Source organism: Microbacterium sp. 8M, assembly GCF_902506375.1.
Taxonomy (GTDB): domain Bacteria; phylum Actinomycetota; class Actinomycetes; order Actinomycetales; family Microbacteriaceae; genus Microbacterium.
Genome location: NZ_LR733284.1, coordinates 61,201 through 78,025 on the forward strand (window position 1 = coordinate 61,201; position 16,825 = coordinate 78,025).

Below are 16,825 nucleotides of genomic sequence, written 5' to 3' on the forward strand. Positions count from 1 at the left end.
TCAGCGCCCCACCGTGAGCGGCAGCCGGGTGCGGCCGCCGACGTCGACGCCCGTCGCGGCGGCGGCGCCCTCACCGGGCTCGCCGGCGGCGCGAAGGGCTGCGGATCCGGTCGCGGTCGAGATGCGGGTGCGCGACAGGGGCGCCCACGCCTGCACGGCGCAGAACGGGGCGCACTGGTGCGCGGCAGTCTCCTCGTTGACGGTCGCGACGTGCACGCAGCACTGCGTGAGGCGCTCCTCGATCATCGTGTTGATGTCCATGAACGGCTTGACCGTGATGCGCTTGACGCGCTCGCCGAGGAACGCGCGCAGTCGCTTGTGCTGCCCGGGCAGGGCCGCCGTGGCGAGCTTCGTGAGCGTGCCGATGCCGAGGTCGCAGCCCGTGCAGATGTCCTTCCAGAGGGATCCGATCGACGGATGCGACAGCGACGACTGCTCGCTGAGCAGGTCGAGCAGCGACTGCTTCACCGACTCCTTGAGCTTCTGGTTGATACCGCTGTCGGCGATCCGGTTGGCGATCAGATCCGGGTTGAGGTCGAGGAACTCCTTCAGCTTGTCGTGCCCGACGAGCTTGGTGAGGGAGTTCCAGGATCCGGAGTCGTCCTTGAGCAGATAGCCGACCGAGCAGCAGTGCGGGTGGCTGCAGGGCAGGGCCGTGAGGTCCTTCCAGGTGACCTCGCCGTCCGTCTGCGGTGCGAGCCGGGCCAGCACGCCGGTGTGCGTGAGCCGATCGTGCGGATCGATGCCCGCCGACCGGCCGGATCCGAACACCGGCTGGATGGTGACGCCGCCGACGTAGGGCGTCTCCATGGCGCGGCGGATCACCGCGCCGATCTCGCCGTCGTTGACGCCCAGGGCTGCGGTCATGGTCAGCGTGGTGAACACGCCGGCCTCGCTGAGGCGGGCGAGCGCGCGCTCCTTGAAGCGCCGGATGTCGGCGCCGCGGTGGTAGGCCGACGCCTCGGCGCTCTCGCCGTCGTACTGCAGGTACACCTCGACCCGCTCGCGGTGCTTCTTGAGCGTCTCGACGAGCGCGTCGTCCTGGGCGATGCGCAGGCCGTTGGAGTTCAGCAGGATGCGCACGACCGGCCGGGCCACCAGGTGCTCGAGCAGCTGCTCCAGCCACGGGTACAGGGTGGGCTCGCCGCCGGAGAGCATGAGCACGTCGATGCGGTCGTTCTCCCGCGCGAGGCGTGCGTCGACCGACGCGAGCACCTCGGCGAGCGGGGCGATCGCGCTCGCCGCCGGGCTGGACTCGGCGAAGCACGTGGGGCAGCGCAGGTTGCAGTGGTCGGTGAGGTCTTCGAGCAGGATGCAGGTGTGCTGGGTCTGCATCTCCGGCAGGCCGTCCTCGTAGGCCGAGGGCACGGGCTTGAAGTTGCCGGCGAGGTCGGGCTCGTGCACCTTCGTCGGCGCCGTCCACTGCTCCAGGTAGGTGAGGATCTCCGCCGACTCGTCGTACATCGTCCGCTGCAGACCGTGGTCGGGACAGCCGCGCTCCAGCCACACCCGGTCGTCGCGCACGGCCAGCCAGCCGCTGAGCCGGCGGACGTCGGCGAGCGGGCGATCCGGATCCTCTTCGTGGCAGGTCGGGCAGAAGGCGTTGACGTAGCGATGGATGCGGTAGTCGCGCAGGGGCTGGCCCGAGCCGGCGGGGCGTGCGGGCACGGGGCCGGCGGCGACGTCGGAGCCGGAGCGGGGTGTCATGGGCTCACCCTAGCGGCCCGCGGCGGGCCGGCAGAGGGTCGGCGGGGCGTGTGGGAAACCGCGCGCCGGAGGCCCTCGCATGACGCGGCGGTCGTGTGGTGCCGGTGCGAAGACGGAGTGGAGGGCCGCCTCCGTGGGAAGCGGCCCTCCGTGTGGTGGGGATCAGCGACGCTCGACGGCCTTCGCGACCGCGCCCGCGGCGAGCAGGGCCAGTCCGGCGACGAGCAGGAACGGGTCGTAGAACCCGGTCTGCGCGAGAGCGCCGTTCCTCGTGGTCGCCGCGCGCAGGCTGTGCGCGAGCCCGGTCAGCCCGTGCGTCACGGGGGACAGGACGTGCACCGTTCCGTTGCCGATGCCCGGGAGGGTTCCCCCGATGCCGGCGCCGGGGGTGCCGGTGCCCGGGGTGCCCGATCCGGTGCCGGTGCCCGGCGTGCCCGGGGTGCCGGCGCCGGGGACGGTCGGCAGGCCCGGCAGCGAGCCGGTGATCCCGCCGATCGCGCCGGACAGCGTGCCCGCGACTCCCGCGACGACGCCGGAGAGCGCTGCCGGGAGGGATCCGGTGATGCCGCCGACGACGCCGGTGAGGTCACCGACGGGCAGGGTCGGCAGACCGCCGCCGGGGTGCGGCTCACCGGGGAGCACCCCCGTGAGCGCGCCCGTCAGGCCGCCGAGGTTCGGCAGACCGGGCAGGGACGGCAGGCCCGGGAGGGCGCCGCCGTTGCCCGGGGTGCCGGGGTCGCCGGTTCCCGGGAGGCCCGGGAGGAACGGCAGGCCGGGCACGGTGGGCAGGCCCGGGAGCCCGCCGGTGACCCCGCCCAGGACCCCGCCGAGATTCGGCAGGCCCGGAAGGGACGGGATTGCGGGGAGCGTGCCGCCGTCGCCCGCGAGGCCGGGGACGGACGGCAGGCCGGGGAGTCCGCCGGTGACTCCGCCGAGGTTCGGCAGGGTCACCGCGGCGTGCGGTGCAGTGGTGCCGGTCGTGGGAACGGCCGCGTCGACGTAGACGTTGGTGTTGTCGGTGCCGATGCGGTCGGTGGTGGCGACCCCGTTCGGGCCCGCGGTGAGCTCCCAGACGTCCTTGATACCGAGGACGTTCAGGTTCTTACCGACGTTGAGCCCGTCAGGTGTGGTGCCCGCGTGAACGGTGCCGACACCGGGGATCGGAACCGTGATGACACCCGTGCTCGGGAGACCCGGGGTGCCACCGTTACCGGGCAGTCCCGGGACGGAGGGCAGACCCGGCACTGACGGCAGGCCCGGCAGGTTACCGGTGACACCGCCGAGGATCCCGCCGAGGCTCGGCAGGCCCGGGAGGCCGGGCGTTCCGCCGTTACCCGGGAGACCCGGGACGGAGGGCAGACCCGGCACCGACGGCAGGCCCGGCAGGTTACCGGTGACACCGCCGAGGATCCCGCCGAGGCTCGGCAGGCCCGGAACCGAGGGCAGGCCGGGAAGACCCGGAGTGCCGCCGTTGCCGGGAAGCCCCGGGACGGTGGGGAGTCCGCCGGTCAGGTTGCCGATGGTCGGCAGCGTGATGGCGGCGTGTCCGGGCGTGGTGCCGGTGGTGGGCAGGGCCGCGTCGACGTAGACGTTGGTGGTGTCGGTGCCGATGCGGTCGGTGGTGGCAACCCCGTTCGGGCCCGCGGTGAGCTCCCAGACGTCCTTGATGCCGAGGACGTTCAGGTTCTTACCGACGTTCAGCCCGTCAGGTGTGGTGCCGGCGTGAACGGTGCCTACTCCAGGAACGGGAACCGTGATCACGCCGGGGGTGCCGCCGGTGCCGGGCAGGCCCGGCAGCGACGGGAGGCCCGGCAGGCCGCCGTCGCCGGGGAGACCCGGAACGGACGGCAGGCCGGGAACGGAAGGCAGCCCGGGGAGGCCGCCGGTGATGTCTCCCAAGATCCCGCCGAGGTCACCGATCGGCAGCGAGGGCAGCCCCGGAATGGTTCCTCCTCCATTACCTCCGGGGGTGCCGCCGGTGCCAGGCAGGCCGGGCAGAGAGCCGTCGCCGGGCAGGCCCGGGACGGTGGGGAGTCCGCCGGTCAGGTTGCCGATGGTCGGCAGCGTGACGGAGGCGTGTCCCGGCGTGGTGCCGGTCGTGGGCAGGGCCCCGTCGACGTAGACGTTGGTGGCGTCGGTGCCGATGCGGTCGGTGGTGGCGATTCCGTGCGGGCCCGCGGTGAGCTCCCAGACGTCCTTGATGCCGAGGACGTTCAGGTTCTTTCCGACGTTGAGCCCGTCGGGTGTGGTGCCCGCGTGAATCGTGCCGACCCCGGGTACGGGGACGGTGATCACGCCAGGCGTGCCGCCGGTGCCGGGCAGGCCCGGGATGGACGGGAGGCCGCCGTCACCGGGAAGACCCGGGATGGACGGGAGGCCCGGGACACCGGGGACGGTGGGCAGGCCGGGCAGGTGTCCGGTGAGTCCGCCGACGGTGTCGGTCACGTCGCCGACGGTGTTGCCGAGGTTCGGCAGACCCGGCAGGGACGGAACGCCCGGCAGGGACGGGACGCCGGGGAGACCCGGCAGACCGCCGTTGCCCGGAAGACCCGGGACGGACGGGACACCGGGGACGGTGGGCAGGCCGGGCAGGTGTCCGGTGAGACCGCCGACGGTGTCGGTCACGTCGCCGACGGTGTTGCCGAGGTTCGGCAGACCCGGCAGGGACGGAACGCCCGGCAGGGACGGGACGCCGGGAAGACCCGGCAGACCGCCGTTGCCCGGAAGACCCGGGACGGACGGGACGCCGGGCAGGCTGCCCGTGACCCCGCCGAGGGTCTCGCCAATGCCGGAAGCGGCGGCGTTCGTGACGCCGTCGACCGTGTCGCTGGCGCCGTTGCCGGCCGCATGGGCGACCGCGCCGACCGTGTCCGCAGCGCCGCTGGCGGCAGCGTGCGTGACGTCGTCCACCGTGTTCGTCGCACCGGTCGTGGCCGCCTCCGTGACGCCGCTGACGGTGTCTACCGCTCCATCGGTCGCGGCCTCGGCGGCGTCGACCACCGACGTCGTGACGTCAGGGACGGACGGCACCGGCGGCAGTCCCGGACCCGTGCCGCCGTTCGGCGGAACGCTTTCGGTGACGGTGGACACGGTGTCGCTGACGAGGTCGGAGACGTCCTGGGTGACGGCGGGAAGACCGCCGGTTCCTCCGCCGCCCTGCGACGGATCGCAGGCGCCGGCTACGAGGTTCGTGACGGTGTTGAGGGTGCTGCTGACGACGCTGCAGCCGCAGTCGGCGCCATTGGGTGGCGCCTCCGCGGCATTCGCCGCCGTCGCGCCGGCGAGAGTGATCCCGCCCGCGATGAGCGTGCCCCAGAGAGCACGCTTGACGATGCGATTCATGTTCTCTTTCCTTCTGATCTGGGGAATGCGCGCATGCGCGATGACACGTGCCGTCGACGAGGACGGCCGTGCCCCGATCAGTCGGGAGAGGAGTCGTGGTCCGCGACCGGGGATGCCGGCAGGCGGTCGTCGCCTGCGGCTCCGGTGCGGACGGTCCGCAGACGGTCGTCCGCCGACAGGGAGGCGATGGTGCCGAGCAGTCGCAGGTCGGCACCGCTGCCGCCGGTGGCGGAGCCGGTGCCGGGCGCAGCCGGTTCGAGACCCGGGGATCCGCCCGGCTGTTGTCCGGGCGCGGCGGGCGACGGAGACCCAGCGGGAGATGGCGACGCGACAGGCGGGGAGAGCTGCGCGGTGTCGGCGAACCCGTCGAGCACGGGCACCTCGCGCAGAGCTGCGCCTGCGGCCGACGGTGTGGCTGCCGGAACGGGCGGCGAAACGGGAAGGACGGCGCCAGGCAGGCCGCCGGACGAGGCGGAGATCGTCGACCCGGACGGAGCCGTGGGCACCGCGGGCACGAGCCCGGTCACATCGCGCGCAGTGTCGGTCACCGTGCTCACAGTGCCGTCGAGCGACACGGCCAGTGGGGGCAGCGCGCCGGTCACCGCGTCGAGCGTCGCCGGCACCTCGTGCAGCACGGTGTCGACCGGTGCGAGCACCGGGGTGAGCGCCGGGGCGAGCGTGCTGGTGGTCGTGGTCACGGCATCGATCGCCGCATCCGCCGTCTGTCCGACGCCCTGCAGGACGGGGACGGCCGACTCCACGACGGGAGCCACGAGCGGCGCCGCGGGCAGTGCGACCTCAGCGGGCGCCGGGCTCGCGTCCGCGACGGGCGCTGCCGTGACCACGTCCGCCACGGGCGCGGGAAGCACCTGAGTGACGGTGTCCTGCACCGCGGAAAGGGTGCTCTGCACCGTGGCCGGGGCTTCGGCGACCGTGGGCTGGACCGCACCGACCGTGCTCTGCAGTGTGCCGAGGAGGCTCGGCGGCGGCGGAGTCTCAGCGGCCTGCGCGGATCCGGATCCGAAAGCGATCGACAGCGCCACCCAGCCGAGGGCGAGGAATCCGCCCGCGACCGCAGCGGGGACGAATCCCCGTAGCGACCGCGCGCGACCCCGCATGGATACCCCCCGATATATCGCTGTTACCGCACAAGGTATTCCTATGGGGCCGCTGTGTCCAGACATATTTTCTGGTGTGTCATCGCGGGGTTCGCTTGCCGCCTGCCGGCCCTGAGTGGCCCGTACTGACGTAGCGTTGATACGTGAGTTCTCCCGTCCTCGATGTGGCCGCCGTCCGTGCGGACTTCCCCCTGCTCGCCGAGTCCGTGAACGGGTCGCCGCTGGCGTATCTCGACTCCGCGGCGACGAGCCAGAAGCCGCGCGTCGTGCTGGATGCCGAACGCGACTTCCTGGAGCGCTCGAATGCGGCCGTGCACCGCGGGGCGCACACCCTCGCCGCCGAGGCGACCGAGCTCTACGAAGACGCCCGCGCCGCCGTCGCCCGCTTCGTCGGCGCGCACCAGGACGACCTGGTCTGGACCCACGGCGCGACCGAGGGCCTCAACCTCGTCGCATACGCGATCGGCAACGCCACCGCCGGCCGCGGAGCTCCGGAGAGCGCCCGCTTCGCCCTGCAGCCCGGCGACGAGCTCGTCGTGACCGAGGCCGAGCACCACGCGAACATCGTCCCCTGGCAGGAGCTCGCGGCCCGCACAGGCGCCGTCCTGCGCGTGATCCGGATCCGCGATGACGGCACCCTCGATCTCGATCACGCGGCCGAGGTCATCGGATCCCGCACGCGCGTCGTCGCCTTCACGCACGTCTCCAACGTGCTCGGCATCGTCAACCCGGTCGCCGAGATCGTCGCGCTCGCACGCGAAGTCGGCGCGCTCACCGTGCTCGACGCGTGCCAGTCGGCCCCGCACCTGCCGCTCGACCTGCCCGCCCTCGGCGTCGACCTCGCCGTGTTCTCCGGCCACAAGATGCAGGGGCCCTACGGCATCGGCGGTCTCTACGGGCGACGCGAGGTGCTCGCCGCACTGCCGCCGTTCCTCACCGGTGGTTCGATGATCACGCGCGTCACGTTCCAGCGCACCGAGTTCCTGCCGCCGCCGCAGCGCTTCGAGGCGGGCACCCAGCCGGTGTCCCAGGCGATCGCGCTCGCCGCCGCGGTGCGCTACCTCGACGGACTCGGCATGGATGCCGTGCACGCGCACGAGAAGGAGCTCGAACGCCGGATCCACGAGGGTCTCGGCGCGATCGACGGAGTGCGCCTGCTCGGCGCCGCGGGCGGGGCTGAGCGCGTGGCGTTGCAGTCCTTCGTCGTCGACGGGGTGCACGCGCACGACGTCGGGCAGTTCCTCGATTCCCGCGGTGTCGCCGTGCGGGTGGGGCACCACTGCGCCGAGCCGGTGCACGCCCGCCTCGGCGTGACCGCATCGGTGCGCGCGTCTGCGGCGCTCTACAACACCGCTGACGAGGTCGATCGCATGCTCGACGCCGTCGCCGGCGTGCGCGCGTTCTTCGGGGTCTCCGGAACCCCGGCCGCACAGGAGGTGCGCGCATGAGCGGCCTCGAGGACCTCTACCAGGAGCTCATCCTGGATCACTCCAAGCGCCCGCACGGCAAGGGCCTGCTCGGCGCCGACCCTTCGACGGGCTCAGGGACCGGCCTGCACACCGCGGAGTCCCACCAGCGCAACCCGATCTGCGGCGACGAGATCACGCTCCGTGCGCACGTCTCCGACGACGGTGACCGGATCGCCGAGGTGAGCTGGGAGGGATCCGGCTGCTCGATCTCGCAGGCCTCGGCGTCGATGCTCACCGAGCTGGTGGTCGGCAAGAGCCGCACCGAGGCTGGCGAGCTCATCGACGGCTTCCGCGAGGCGCTGCGCTCACGCGGCGCGATGGAGCTGGACGAGGACGTGTACGGCGACGCTGCGGCCCTGACCGGTGTCAGCCGCTATGTCGCCCGCGTGAAGTGCGCGATGCTCGCGTGGGTCGCTTTGGAGGATGCGCTGCTGCGCGCCTGACTCGGGCCCCGCCCGCCCCCTCCGGGTTTCGAAGCGCGCACATGGCCGGATTCCGGCCTTGGATGGAGCCGATTGCGCGCTTTGAAAGGCCAGGAGCGTGACCCCGGATTCCGGATCCGGATCGTGATGGGGTATCTTGACAGCGTGACCCTGACCTGTCGTTGTTGTCTCTGAGCGCGTTCTGCGCATCTCCGACCACCACAGACAGCCCCGCGCTTCCGCGCGATCACCGTTCAGGACCTCTCCCGTGCGCTATGCCAGCCACGTCGCCGATCTCGTCGGCGCGACGCCCCTCGTCCGTCTCTCCTCCGTCACCGGCGCGACCGCCGACCGGCCCGCGATCCGCGCGACCGTGCTCGCCAAGGTGGAGTACTTCAACCCCGGCGGATCCGCGAAGGACCGCATCGCCCGGTCGATCATCGATGCCGCCGAGCGCGACGGCCTGCTCCAACCGGGCGGGACGATCGTGGAGGCCACGAGCGGCAACACGGGCGTCGGCCTTGCGCTGATCGCCCTGCAGCGGGGCTACCGCATGGTGTTCGTCGTGCCCGACAAGTTCGACGGCCCGAAGGTCGCGACGCTGCGCGCCTTCGGGGCGGAGGTCGTCGTCACGCCCACGGCGGTGCCGCCCGAGCACCCCGAGTCGTACTACTCGGTCGCCGCGCGCCTCGCCCGCGAGATCCCCGGCGCATTCAACCCGAACCAGTTCGCGAACCAGAACGGCCCCCTCGGACACTACGAGTCCACGGGTCCCGAGATCTGGGCCGACACGGACGGGCGCGTCACGCACTTCGTCGCCGGCATCGGCACGGGCGGCACCATCAGCGGCACCGGGCGCTATCTCAAGGAGGTCAGCAAGGGACGCGTGCGCGTGATCGGCGCGGATCCCGAGGGATCCCTCTACTCCGGCGGTCCGGTGCACTCCTACCTGGTCGAGGGGGTGGGGGAGGACTTCCTGCCGGACACGTTCGATGGATCCGTCGTGGACGGTTACGAGCGGGTCTCGGACGCGGAGTCGTTCGCGATGACCCGCCGGCTGGCGCGCGAGGAAGGTCTGCTGGTCGGCGGATCCAGCGGCATGGCCGTCGTCGCGGCCCTCCGGATCGCGGAGGGTCTGGGCGAGCACGACGTGGTCGTCGTGCTGCTGCCCGACCACGGACGCGGCTACCTGGACAAGCTCTACGACGACGAATGGATGACCGGGCACGGATTCGCCGTGACGGTCCCTGAGCCCGTCGAAGGGCCTGACGCCCGCACGACCGCCATCGACGCGTCCGCCGTGGACGCGGACGACACACGTACCGGAAACGACCCGAGCCATGAAGAAGGATCCGAGATGACCATCGAGACCGACAAGACCGCCACCGCCGCCATCCACGCCGGCCAGGCCGCAGACCCGTACACGGGGGCGGTGATCCCGCCGCTGCACCTCTCCACCACCTTCGTGCAGGACGGCATCGGCGGTCTCCGCCAGGGTTACGAGTACGGCCGCAGCGGCAACCCGACGCGGGATGCGCTGCAGCAGCAGCTCGCCGCGCTCGAGGGCGGCACGCACGCGTACTCGTTCGCCTCGGGTCTCGCCGCGGAGGACACCCTGCTGCGCGCGATTCTGCAGCCCGGCGACCACGTGCTGCTCGGCAACGACGTGTACGGAGGCACGTTCCGGCTCATCTCCCGCGTGCTCGGCGGGTGGGGCGTGACGGTGCAGGTGGTCGACATGAGCGACACCGACGCCGTGCGCGCGGCGGTCGCGGCCAAGGCGCCGCGGGTGCTCTGGGTCGAGACGCCGTCGAACCCGCTGCTGCGGATTTCCGACATCGCGGCGCTCACCGAGATCGGCCACGCGGCGGGCTCCGTCGTCGTGGTCGACAACACGTTCGCCACGCCCGCGCTGCAGCGCCCGCTGTCGCTCGGTGCCGATGTTGTCGTGCACTCCACCACCAAGTACCTCGGCGGCCACTCCGACGTCGTCGGCGGCGCGGTGGTGCTGAAGGACGCGGAGCTCGCCGAGAAGGTCGGCTTCCTGCAGTTCGCCGTGGGCGCCGTCTCCGGCCCGTTCGACGCCTGGCTCACCACCCGCGGCATCAAGACGCTCCCCCTGCGGATGCGCCAGCACAACGCGAACGCCGAGGCCGTCGCGGAGTTCCTGGTCACCCACCCGCGCGTGGCGCGCGTCTACTACCCGGGCCTGCCGGAGCACCCGGGGCACGACCTGGCCGCCCGGCAGATGTCCGGCTTCGGCGGCATCGTCTCGGTCGCCCTGGAGTCGGGGGAGGCGGCCCGCCGCTTCGCCGAGTCGACCCGCGTGTTCCAGCTCGCCGAGTCGCTCGGCGGCGTGGAGTCGCTGGTGAACTACCCCGACGCGATGACCCACGCGTCCGTCCGCGGCACCGAGGCGGCCGTGCCCGTCGAGGTCGTGCGGCTCTCCGTGGGACTCGAGGACCCGGCGGATCTGCTCGCCGACCTCGAGCAGGCACTGCGGGCCTGATCCGATGCGGCGGGCGCTGCCGGATCCGGCACGCGCTCGCCGAGAAACCATATTCAGCATGAGACCCACCTTCTGCAGGCCGGTCTCATGCTGGATCTGATTTCTCACCGGTCGAGGCGGAGGAGCGGCAGGTGCCGGCCCCGGTCGTCTCCCGGGGAGGCCGTAGCCTGGGCGTCATGACGGACATCGCCTGGTCGGACGGACACTGGACCCACGCCCCCGCGGCGCTCGCCGAGGAGAACGGCGACCTCGTCGTCACCGCGGTCGAGGGCAGCGACGCATGGCGGACCACGTCGTACGGCTTCGTGCACGACAGCGAGCATGCGCTGCTCGCGCCGTTCGCCGTCGGCACCGCCGTGGAGGTCGAGTTCACGGCGGCGTTCTCGGAGCAGTTCGATCAGGCCGGCGTCTTCGTGCGCGCGTCCGCCGAGCGCTGGGTCAAGGCCGGCGTCGAGTTCGCCGACGGGCGCCCGCAGGTCGGCGCGGTCGTCACCGACGGCATGTCGGATTGGTCGCTCGCGCCGGTGCCCGAGTGGGCGGACCGCCGGATCCAGGTGCGGGTGAGCCGCGGCGACGACGCGCTCACCGTGCGCGCCGGGGTCGTCGGGACGCCCCTGCAGCTCGTGCGGGTGCTGCCGTTCCCCGCCGGGATCGCCGCGGAGGCCGGGCCGTTCGTGTGCGCCCCCACGCGTGCCGGCCTGGCCGTGCGCATCCATGCCTGGCGGTCGGTGGCCGCGGACAGCGCCCTGCACTGAACCGCCCGGGCCCGCTCCGCCCGGATGTGCCCTCGAGCGCGCATCCCGCCGGGAAGGGTCCGCCCCGCCGGATCCGCGTCTCCCGTGCTTCGGATCCGATGCACGCGTGCGGGAATACCCCCCTGGGGTATAGGGTTGTCGATATCAGATACCCGGACGGGGTATCGGACGAAGGAGACGACATGAGCACCACCGAGTACCAGGTCACCGGGATGAGCTGCGGGCACTGCGAGATGGCCGTGCGCCGCGAGGTCGGCAGGGTCGCCGGCGTCGAGAACATCGAGGTGAGCGCCGCCGACGGCTCGCTCGTCATCACGGCGAGCGCTCCGATCGACGACGCCAGCGTCATCGCCGCCGTGGACGAGGCGGGCTACCGGGCGGTCCGGGCCTGATGAACACGGCGGGACGACTGGGTCTGTACGGCGCCGGGCTCGCGGCGGCGTTCGCCGTGGCGTTCGGCGTCGCGGCGCTCGTCGCCCCGCACGGCGCGGAGCCGCAGTCCGCGCAGCAGCAGGAGGAGAAGGGCATGAACGGGCACGACACACACGCGCACAGCACGATGGCGCCGCAGCCCACAGGCCACGGCGGGCACGGCGACGGCGCGACCGAGGCGATCTCCGGGGTCTCGCTCTCCGCGGGCGGGTTCACCTTGACGCCGGTGTCGGCGCCCGCCGCGGCGGGAGAGGCCGGCGAACTGAGCTTCCGGATCCTGGACCTCGCCGGATCCCCGGTGACGGCCTACACGCCGCAGCACGAGAAGGAACTGCACCTCATCGTGGTCCGCGGCGACGGCGCGGAGTTCCGGCACGTGCACCCGGTCCTCGACCGGGCCACGGGGACGTGGAGCCTGCCGTGGACCTGGGATGCGGCCGGCTCGTACCGGGTGTTCGCCGACTTCGCGGCCTCGGGCGCGGATCCGGTGACCCTCACCCGCACGGTCGACGTGGCGGGGTCGTTCACACCGGCGGCCCCGGCGACGACCGCCCAGACCACCGTGGACGGGTTCGACGCCCGGATCAGCGGCGACCTCGTGCCGGGCTCCAGCTCGGAGCTCACCGTCACGATCAGCCGCGATGGCGCGCCCGTCACGACGCTGCAGCCGTACCTCGGCGCGTTCGGGCACCTCGTCGCGCTGCGCGAGGGCGACCTGGCCTACCTGCACGTGCACCCCGAAGGCGCGGAGCCTGCCCCGGGTGCGCTCTCGGGGCCGGATGTCCGCTTCGCCGCGCACGTGCCCACGGCCGGCCGCTACCTGCTCTACTTCGACTTCCAGGTCGATGGATCCGTGCACACCGCGGCCTTCGTCCTGGACGCGAAGGCGCCGCACGCGCACTGATGGGGCGGCTCGGGGCCGCACCCGCGGAGAGAAGATCGATGAGGAAGGAGACGCACCCATGAACGCGAACAGCGTGGAGCTCGAGATCGGCGGGATGACCTGCGCCTCCTGCGCGAACCGCATCGAGAAGACGCTCAACCGGATCGCCGGCGTGACGGCGACCGTGAACTACGCGACGGAGAAGGCCCGCGTCGATCTCCCGGACGGCCTCGACCCGGCGGTGCTCATCGCCCAGGTCGAGGACATCGGGTACACCGCCGCGCTGCCGGCACCCGCGGAGCCCGCCGCGGCTGACGCCGCGGAGGAGGGGGATGACCCCGAACTGCGCGCCCTGCGCACGCGGCTCCTCGTCAGCGCGATCCTGACCGTCCCGGTCGTCGCGATGGCGATGATCCCCGCGCTGCAGTTCACGTACTGGCAGTGGGCGTCGCTCGCCCTCGCCGCACCTGTGATCGTGTGGGGCGCGTGGCCGTTCCACCGTGCCGCATGGCTGAACCTGCGCCACGGTGCGGCCACGATGGACACCCTCATCTCGATGGGCACCCTGGCCGCGTTCGGGTGGTCGCTGTACGCGTTGTTCCTGGGTGCCGCCGGCGTGCCCGGCATGCGGCACGAGTTCACGCTGCTGCCGGAGAGCTGGGCGCTGCAGGCGGGCGACGGAACGGGCAACATCTATCTCGAGGTGGGCGCCGGCGTGACCGTTTTCATCCTCGCCGGCCGCTACTTCGAGAGGCGCTCCAAGCGACGGGCCGGAGCAGCGCTGCGCGCACTGCTCGAGCTCGGCGCGAAGGACGTCGCGGTGCTGCGTCCCGCGCCCGGCCGGGAAGGCCACGGACCGGCTGGCGACGGATCCACGACGGACGGATCCGGACCCGCGGCCACCGGATCGGCGGCCACCGGATCGGCGGCCACCGGACCCGGATCCTGGACCGACGAGGTCCGGATCCCGATCTCGCAGCTCGCCGTCGGCGACGAGTTCGTGGTGCGGCCCGGCGAGAAGATCGCCACGGACGGCGTGGTCGTCTTCGGGACGTCGGCAGTCGACGCGTCCATGCTCACCGGCGAGTCGGTGCCCGTGGAGGTCGGTCCCGGCGACGCCGTCGCGGGGGCGACCGTGAACGCGGGCGGGCGGCTCATCGTCCGTGCCTCGCGGGTGGGCGCCGACACGCAGCTCGCGCAGATGGCGCGGCTCGTCGAGGATGCCCAGACCGGCAAGGCCGAGGTGCAGCGCCTCGCCGACCGCATCTCCGGCGTCTTCGTGCCGATCGTGATCGCGATCGCCGTGGCGACCCTCGGGGCCTGGCTGGGCGCCGGGTTCCCCGCGACCGCTGCGTTCACCGCCGCCGTCGCCGTGCTCGTGATCGCGTGCCCGTGCGCGCTCGGCCTGGCCACGCCGACCGCGCTGCTCGTCGGCACAGGGCGGGGCGCGCAGAAGGGCATCCTCATCAAGGGCCCCGAGGTGCTGGAGTCCACCCGCAAGGTCGACACGATCGTGCTCGACAAGACCGGCACCGTGACGAGCGGCCGCATGGAGGTCACCGACGTCGTGGCCGAGGACGGCACGGATCCGGCCGATGTGCTCCGCCTCGCCGGCGCCGTCGAGGCCGCCTCGGAGCACCCGATCGCCCAGGCCGTGGCCCGTGCGGCGATCCTGGCGGCCCCGGTTCCTGAGCGAGCGAAGCGAGACGAAGGGCCTCCGGTCGAGTCGTTCCAGAGCATCCCCGGCCGCGGCGTCCAGGGCGTGGTCGAGGGACACGCGGTGCTCGTGGGCCGCGAGGCGCTGCTCGCAGACTGGGCGCAGCACCTGAGCCCGCGGGTCGCGGCGGCGAAGGCCGACGCGGAGACGGGCGGCAAGACCGTCGTCGCCGTGGGATGGGACGGATCCGCACGCGGCATCGTCGTGATCGCCGACACCGTCAAGCCGACGAGTGCCGAGGCGGTCGCCGAGCTGAAGCGGCTCGGGCTCACGCCCATCCTGCTCACCGGCGACAACGAGGCCGTCGCCCGCCGGATCGCCGCCGAGGTCGGGATCGACGAGGTCTACGCGGAGGTGCTGCCGCAGGACAAGGCCGACGTGGTGGCGCGGCTGCAGGGCGAAGGGCGCGTCGTCGCGATGGTGGGCGACGGCGTCAACGACGCCCCGGCGCTCGCCGCGGCCGACCTGGGCATGGCCATGGGCACCGGCACCGACGTCGCGATCGAGGCGAGCGACATCACCCTGGTGCGTGGCGACCTGCGCACCGCGGCCGATGCGATCCGCCTCTCCCGCCGCACGCTCGGCACGATCAAGGGCAATCTGTTCTGGGCCTTCGCCTACAACGTCGCGGCGATCCCGGTCGCCGCCCTGGGGCTGCTGAACCCCATGCTCGCCGGCGCGGCGATGGCGTTCTCGAGCGTGTTCGTGGTCGGCAACAGCCTGCGCCTGCGCCGGTTCCGCTGAGGCCGCGGAAGAGGATCCGCAGGCGGATCTCATGGCGGGAATCCCGGATCCCCTATCGCTTCTCCGAATCGATTCGATACCATGGAACAAGGCCCGCCGTGACCGATCACGGGGGCCTTGTTCCGTCTCCGCCATCCCCCGCCGAAGAGTCCCCGCATGGCCGTCCCCCTCACCACTGGCCGCCCCTGGCGCGTCATCCTCGCGTTCGCCGTCCCCCTGCTGATCGGCAACGTCGTGCAGCAGCTGTACCAGTTCGCCGATGCGATCGTGGTCGGCCGCCACCTCGGCGTGGAATCCCTCGCCGCCGTCGGCGCGACCGGCAGCCTCATCTTCCTGCTCATCGGCTTCGCCTGGGGCCTCAGCAGCGGTTTCGCGATCCCGACCGCGCAGGCCTTCGGCGCCGGCGACCACGCGGCCGTGCGCCGCTCGGTCGCCACAGGCACCCTGCTGACCGCTGTGACCAGCATCATCATCTCGATCGGCGCGCCGCTCGTCACCGCGCCGCTGCTCGCGCTGCTTCAGACGCCCGAGGTGCTCATGCCGCAGGCGACGGTGTTCACGCAGGTCACCTTCATCGGCGGCAGCACGGTCATGTTCTTCAACTACCTGTCTGCGGTGATCCGCGCGATCGGCGACTCGCGCACGCCGCTGGTGTTCCTCACGGTCTCCTGCGCGCTGAACATCGTCCTCGTCATCCTCATGGTCGGCACGTTCGAGTGGGGCGTCGCGGGTGCCGCGTGGGCCACCGTCGTCGCGCAGGGCATCTCGGTGGTGCTGTGCCTCGTGTACGTGTGGCGCAGGCTCCCCGTGCTGCACGTGCACCGCGCCGACTGGCGGGTGAGCCGCGCCGACCTCGCCGAGCATCTCCGCCTCGGGCTGCCGATGGGCTTCCAGGCCTCGATCATCGCGATCGGCACGATCACCGTGCAGGTCGCCCTGAACGTGCTCGGTCCCGACGCCGTCGCCGCCTACACCACCGCGTCGCGCGTGGACAGCATCGCGGTGGCGTTCCTCTCCTCGCTCGGGCTGGCCGCGTCCATGTACGCGGCGCAGAACCTCGGCGGACGCCGGCCCGACCGGATCCGCCGCGGCGTCTCCGAGGCGATCTGGATGGCCGTGATCACCGCGGTCGTGCTCGGCGCGCTGCTGGTGCTGTTCGGATCCGCCATGGTGCGCGTCTTCATCGGATCCGGATCCGACGAGGTGGTCGCCCTCGCCGCCCTCATGCTGCTCATCAACGGGCTCAGCTACACGGCGCTCGGCGTGCTGTTCGTGCTGCGCGGCGTGCTGCAGGGCCTCGGGCACACCCTCATCCCGACCATCACCGGCGTCATCGAGCTCGTCATGCGCGTCGCCGCAGCGGTCGTGCTGGGCGCCCTCATCGGCTTCCCCGGCGTGGTGCTCAGCAACCCGCTGGCGTGGCTGGGCGCCGCTGCCCTGCTCATCCCCGCGTACGTGAAGGCGCATCGCGAACTCGGGCGCATGCCGGTGGATCCGCTCGAGGTCACCCCGACGACCGCGATCCCCGTCGTCGGCCCGACCGACGGCTCCATGGTGGTCGATGCCGTCATCACCGCCCCCGTGCCGGTGGTGAAGAGCCGGCTGCGGCTGAAGGTCGGGCGCCGCTGACCCCGTGCGGGGCCGCGGAGGGAGCCGCCCCGAAGGGCGGATCTTCCCCCGGCGCTTGCGGGGGAGACCCCGCGGCCTCCACCCTGGAGGAGTCCGGG

11 protein-coding genes and 1 pseudogene are annotated in these 16,825 nt (G+C 72.5%); 9 read left to right on the forward strand and 3 right to left on the reverse strand.

The features are described 5' to 3' along the window. The 3 genes from AERO9AM_RS00305 to AERO9AM_RS00315 all read right to left on the reverse strand — a co-directional run bounded on the left by AERO9AM_RS00305 (position 1) and on the right by AERO9AM_RS00315 (position 6,167). On the reverse strand, positions 1–1,707 hold the full coding sequence (locus tag AERO9AM_RS00305; protein WP_159574367.1) for a radical SAM protein: 1,707 nt from the start codon (positions 1,705–1,707) through the stop codon (positions 1–3). Positions 1,708–1,869: 162 nt separating this feature from the next. Continuing rightward, positions 1,870–5,049 carry a beta strand repeat-containing protein gene (locus AERO9AM_RS00310; RefSeq protein WP_159574368.1) on the reverse strand — a complete coding sequence of 1,060 codons (3,180 nt, stop codon included), beginning with the start codon at positions 5,047–5,049 and terminating at the stop codon, positions 1,870–1,872. Positions 5,050–5,126: 77 nt separating this feature from the next. After that, on the reverse strand, positions 5,127–6,167 hold the full coding sequence (locus tag AERO9AM_RS00315) for a hypothetical protein (protein ID WP_159574369.1): 1,041 nt from the start codon (positions 6,165–6,167) through the stop codon (positions 5,127–5,129). Between the two features lie 143 nt (positions 6,168–6,310). Between AERO9AM_RS00315 and AERO9AM_RS00320 the strand changes: the two genes are divergently transcribed. From AERO9AM_RS00320 to AERO9AM_RS00360, 9 genes and pseudogenes are all read left to right on the forward strand, one after another. Further along, positions 6,311–7,615, forward strand: coding sequence for a SufS family cysteine desulfurase (locus AERO9AM_RS00320; RefSeq protein WP_159574370.1), 1,305 nt, complete (start codon positions 6,311–6,313; stop codon positions 7,613–7,615). Next, a complete protein-coding gene (gene sufU, locus AERO9AM_RS00325) occupies positions 7,612–8,079 on the forward strand; it encodes a Fe-S cluster assembly sulfur transfer protein SufU (protein ID WP_159574371.1) in 468 nt (155 codons plus the stop codon). Before AERO9AM_RS00320 ends, sufU begins: the two co-directional genes overlap by 4 nt. A gap of 247 nt (positions 8,080–8,326) precedes the next feature. Further along, positions 8,327–9,220, forward strand: a pseudogene (locus tag AERO9AM_RS00330) (PLP-dependent cysteine synthase family protein); the annotation flags it as partial. 195 nt (positions 9,221–9,415) lie between these two features. Further along, positions 9,416–10,567, forward strand: coding sequence for a cystathionine gamma-synthase (locus AERO9AM_RS00335; RefSeq protein ID WP_159577274.1), 1,152 nt, complete (start codon positions 9,416–9,418; stop codon positions 10,565–10,567). Positions 10,568–10,743: 176 nt separating this feature from the next. Continuing rightward, positions 10,744–11,322: a DUF1349 domain-containing protein gene (locus tag AERO9AM_RS00340; RefSeq protein ID WP_159574372.1), complete on the forward strand. Its 579-nt coding sequence runs from the start codon at positions 10,744–10,746 to the stop codon at positions 11,320–11,322. 182 nt (positions 11,323–11,504) lie between these two features. Continuing rightward, a complete protein-coding gene (locus AERO9AM_RS00345) occupies positions 11,505–11,714 on the forward strand; it encodes a heavy-metal-associated domain-containing protein (protein ID WP_159574373.1) in 210 nt (69 codons plus the stop codon). Beyond that, positions 11,714–12,658 carry a heavy-metal-associated domain-containing protein gene (locus AERO9AM_RS00350; RefSeq protein WP_159574374.1) on the forward strand — a complete coding sequence of 315 codons (945 nt, stop codon included), beginning with the start codon at positions 11,714–11,716 and terminating at the stop codon, positions 12,656–12,658. Before AERO9AM_RS00345 ends, AERO9AM_RS00350 begins: the two co-directional genes overlap by 1 nt. Positions 12,659–12,716: 58 nt before the next feature. Beyond that, on the forward strand, positions 12,717–15,098 hold the full coding sequence (locus tag AERO9AM_RS00355) for a heavy metal translocating P-type ATPase (protein WP_201298537.1): 2,382 nt from the start codon (positions 12,717–12,719) through the stop codon (positions 15,096–15,098). A 156-nt stretch (positions 15,099–15,254) separates the two neighbouring features. Further along, positions 15,255–16,727, forward strand: a complete 1,473-nt coding sequence (locus AERO9AM_RS00360; protein ID WP_159574375.1) for an MATE family efflux transporter — start codon at positions 15,255–15,257, stop codon at positions 16,725–16,727. The last annotated feature ends 98 nt before the right edge of the window (positions 16,728–16,825 follow it).

What these genes read in the sequence shown, in the direction of transcription:
- AERO9AM_RS00360 (WP_159574375.1), top strand. Translation starts at nt 15,255, where the DNA reads ATGGCCGTCCCCCTCACCACTGGCCGCCCCTGGCGCGTCATCCTCGCG.
- sufU (WP_159574371.1), top strand. Translation starts at nt 7,612, where the DNA reads ATGAGCGGCCTCGAGGACCTCTACCAGGAGCTCATCCTGGATCACTCC.
- AERO9AM_RS00355 (WP_201298537.1), top strand. Translation starts at nt 12,717, where the DNA reads ATGAACGCGAACAGCGTGGAGCTCGAGATCGGCGGGATGACCTGCGCC.
- AERO9AM_RS00335 (WP_159577274.1), top strand. Translation starts at nt 9,416, where the DNA reads ATGACCATCGAGACCGACAAGACCGCCACCGCCGCCATCCACGCCGGC.
- AERO9AM_RS00340 (WP_159574372.1), top strand. Translation starts at nt 10,744, where the DNA reads ATGACGGACATCGCCTGGTCGGACGGACACTGGACCCACGCCCCCGCG.
- AERO9AM_RS00315 (WP_159574369.1), bottom strand. Translation starts at nt 6,167, where the DNA reads ATGCGGGGTCGCGCGCGGTCGCTACGGGGATTCGTCCCCGCTGCGGTC.
- AERO9AM_RS00305 (WP_159574367.1), bottom strand. Translation starts at nt 1,707, where the DNA reads ATGACACCCCGCTCCGGCTCCGACGTCGCCGCCGGCCCCGTGCCCGCA.
- AERO9AM_RS00345 (WP_159574373.1), top strand. Translation starts at nt 11,505, where the DNA reads ATGAGCACCACCGAGTACCAGGTCACCGGGATGAGCTGCGGGCACTGC.
- AERO9AM_RS00350 (WP_159574374.1), top strand. Translation starts at nt 11,714, where the DNA reads ATGAACACGGCGGGACGACTGGGTCTGTACGGCGCCGGGCTCGCGGCG.
- AERO9AM_RS00310 (WP_159574368.1), bottom strand. Translation starts at nt 5,049, where the DNA reads ATGAATCGCATCGTCAAGCGTGCTCTCTGGGGCACGCTCATCGCGGGC.